The sequence below is a fragment of the Microcystis sp. M109S1 genome (assembly GCF_020247025.1).
Lineage (GTDB): Bacteria > Cyanobacteriota > Cyanobacteriia > Cyanobacteriales > Microcystaceae > Microcystis.
In genome coordinates this window covers 1-3769 of sequence record NZ_JADBRW010000240.1, presented here as the reverse complement: position 1 = coordinate 3769, position 3769 = coordinate 1, and the positions used below count along the sequence as shown (strand labels likewise).

Below are 3769 nucleotides of genomic sequence, written 5' to 3'. Positions count from 1 at the left end.
TCAGTTATCAGTTATCAGTTATCAGTTATCAGTTATCAGTTATCAGTTATCAGTTATCAGTTATCAGTTATCAGTTATCAGTTATCAGTTACCAGTTATCAGATTTGAGTTTTAAGTTCACTGTTTACTGTTTACTGTTTACTGATCACTGATTACTGATCACTGAATATAACTAACCAGAAAGTTTTTGATCTAAGATTTGGCTAGTTAATTTAGGATCGGCTTTACCGCCGCTTTTTTTCATGACTTGACCGACAAAAAATCCCTTAAGATTGGTTTTACCCGCCCGGAATTTTTCTAACTCGCTTGGATGGGAGGCGATAATTTCCTCGATCAGTTTTTCGATCGCAGAAGTGTCAGAAATTTGTATTAATCCTTTCTTTTCCACCAGTGCTTTTGGTGAACCGCCTTGGCTGAGAAGTTCGGGTAAAATTTCCTTAGCAATTTTGCCACTAATTGTTCCCGCTTCAATCAGTTTAACTAATTCAGCTAAGTCTGACGCTTGCAGGGCAATTTCTGTGATCATCAGCTTATTATTATTCAAATAAGCGGCGATATCTTGACTGAGCCAGTTAGCGACTAATTTCGCATTTGCCCCGGCAATTACAGTAGTTTCAAAATATTCGGCCACGGTGCGATCATCGGTTAAAACCCGGGCATCGTAGGGGGAAAGACCAAATTCTTCTTCATAACGACGACGTTTATGAGCGGGTAATTCCGGTAATTCTTCCGCCCAAGCTTTTAACTGTTCGGGAGAGACTTCTAGGGGGGGTAAATCCGGTTCGGGAAAATAGCGATAATCGCTAGAACCTTCTTTTTTCCGCATACTAATCGTCCGTTGAGTAGCTTCTTCCCAAAGACGGGTTTCCTGTAGGATCAATTCGCCATTTTCGAGCGCTGCAATTTGTCGATCGATCTCGTATTCTATGGCTTTTTGGATAGCACTAAAGGAGTTCATATTTTTAATTTCTACCTTAGTCCCGAACTTTTTAGCGCCTTTTTTCCGCACAGAAATATTGACATCGCAGCGCAGGGAACCTTCCTGCATATTACCGTCACTGATGCCGAGATAACGCACTAAACGCCGTAATTCTTGGGCATATTCCGCCGCTTCGGCCCCGGTGCGTAAATCCGGTTCCGAGACAATTTCTAATAATGGTACACCTGTACGATTAAAATCCACCAGGGAATGGGTGGAACCAGAGAGACGTTCGCTGCCGGCATGAACCAGTTTTCCCGCGTCTTCTTCCATGTGCAGACGAGTAATACCGATAATTTTGCGGCTAACTTCCTTAGTTTTTTTATCGACGATCTCGATTTCTAGTTGACCCTGTTCGACAATAGGGAGATCATACTGGGAAATTTGATAATTTTTCGGCAGGTCGGGATAAAAATACTGTTTGCGATCGAATTTGCTATGGAGTGTGATTTTACCATCGATAGCTAATCCCAGTTTAACGGCACTGGCCAGGACTTCTTGGTTAAGGACGGGTAATACCCCCGGATAACCCAAACAGATGGGACAGACGTTAGTATTGGGGGGACTATCGAAGTTGGTGGGACAGGGACAAAATATCTTGCTTTTGGTGTTCAGTTGACAGTGGGTTTCTAAACCGATAATTGCTTCGTATTCAGTAGCAGACATATTTTCTCGCTCTCGCCGACACAGGAATGATCTGTTTACTCATTATAGTCGCGATTCTGGAGCATTCCCTCCCTTAATAAAACTTAATACTGTAGTTACTAATAACTTTATGCACCTTTAATATAGCTTAAAAAAGATAATTTATTCAGCCAATGTACGCCATTATTTTAAATTTTATCAAAGGCATAAGACAGGGAAGCTTATCGATAATTTTTCCCCGATAAACCTAGCTTTTTTAGTATCGACCACCGACCACCGAAAACCAAAACTTCCCACCTCACCGTTAAGATAACCGCCATAAATCGTAGCAAAAATTAACTTCTAGAGACAGGATATTTGCTTAGTATAGAAACAGAGAGATTATACCTAAGAACTGACCCCATAACCAGCCAAAAGCAATATAAGCGGCGAAAGTGAGCATTTTCTAGGCAAATATTGCCTTAATAATTGACGATTTTTACTTTGTACTCAATTTTATGTCTTTAACTCTCTCAGAACAACTCAAGCGAGAACAATTATCCTATCCCCAAACTCTCCTCCATCATCTGCAAAGGTTACGGCATTTTGTGACAGTGGAAGGAGAGGAGAAATTGCAGCAGTGGAAAAACCTCATTGAAAAGGAGAATTTTCAACCTAGCACCCGTAATTTAGCCTATTATCTCGCCCTGAGACAAGAAGATATCCGGGATTTACAATTAGCTTTAATGCCCTGGGGATTATCTTCCCTAGGCCGGATTGAATCAAAAGTTTTACCGACTCTCGATGCGGTAATTGCCACTTTAGGGGCGGTTTGTCATCAAGAAGCCTCATTATTACCCAAACATCCCCCTTTAGAGGCATTTTTCCAAGGAGATCAACTTTTAGCCTCCCATAGCGCCGAAGTTTTCGGTCTGCCTTCCCCCCAGCGTCGGGTGCGAATTATGGTGACAATGCCGACGGAAGCGGCAACCGACCCCGATTTTATCGCTCAATTACTGCGTTGCGGAATGGACTGTATTCGCATTAATTGCGCCCATGATAGCCCCAAAGAATGGCAGGGAATGATCGAAAATCTGCGCGAGGCGGTCAAAAATCCCGAAAATTTAGTCAATGGACATACCTGTAAAGTTTATATGGACTTAGCTGGCCCAAAAATCCGTTTAGAACAGATTTTAGCCCCCCAGTCCCAAACCAGACTATATCAAGGGGATTTTCTCCTCTTAACCACCCAACCGCCCCACACTGCCCATTCTCAGTATTTTCAGGCTAATTGTTCCCAACCGGAGATTATTCCCCAAATTCCCGTCGGGGCGAAAGTTTGGATTGATGATGGTCATATTGGGGCTGAAGTTATTACCATAATGCCGGAAGGTCTTTTACTAAAAATTACCCACGCAAGAGAGAAAGGAGAAAAACTCAAAGCAGATAAAGGCCTAAATTTCCCCGATACCGTCTTAAATATCGATCCTTTGACCGCAAAAGACCGGCAAGATTTAGATTTTATTGCCCAAAATGCCGATATTATCGGTTACTCTTTTGTGCAGAAAGCCAGCGATATCGAAGCGCTACAGCTAGAGTTACAAAGTCGTTTGGGTGATGCTTGGCGACAAAAAGCAATTGTGGCCAAAATAGAAACACCTTTAGCCGTGAAAAATCTTCCCGAATTAATCATCCATGCCGCCGGTAAACAACCTTTTGGGGTGATGATTGCTCGGGGCGATTTAGCCGTAGAAATTGGCTATCAAAGACTAGCAGAAATTCAAGAGGAAATTCTCTGGTTATGCGAAGCGGCCCATATTCCGGTAATTTGGGCCACCCAAGTCCTAGAAAATCTGGTCAAGAAAAGTATTCCTTCCAGGGCCGAGATTACCGATGCCGCTATGGCCGAAAGGGCCGAATGTGTCATGCTGAATAAGGGGGAATATATCCGCAAAGCGGTGACAATTCTTGATGATGTTTTACAAAGAATGCAGACCCACCAAGCTAAAAAAACGCCCCAATTACGCGCTCTCCATTCTTGGGTTTAAGCAATTTCAGTTATCAGTTATCAGTTATCAGTTATCAGTTATCAGTTATCAGTTATCAGTTATCAGTTATCAGTTATCAGTTATCAGTTATCAGTTATCAGTTATCAGTTATCAGTTA

The 3769-nt window shown here is 42.3% G+C and carries 2 protein-coding genes; one reads left to right on the top strand and one right to left on the bottom strand.

The features are described from left to right. Positions 1-172: 172 nt before the first annotated feature. The gene (gene gatB, locus IM322_RS12075) at positions 173-1645 is read right to left on the bottom strand and encodes an Asp-tRNA(Asn)/Glu-tRNA(Gln) amidotransferase subunit GatB (protein WP_287078579.1); all 1473 of its coding nucleotides are present in this window, start codon (positions 1643-1645) and stop codon (positions 173-175) included. A 476-nt stretch (positions 1646-2121) separates the two neighbouring features. Here gatB and IM322_RS12070 point away from each other — a divergent pair, with 476 nt between their 5' ends. Continuing rightward, on the top strand, positions 2122-3651 hold the full coding sequence (locus IM322_RS12070; RefSeq protein ID WP_287672283.1) for a pyruvate kinase: 1530 nt from the start codon (positions 2122-2124) through the stop codon (positions 3649-3651). The last annotated feature ends 118 nt before the right edge of the window (positions 3652-3769 follow it).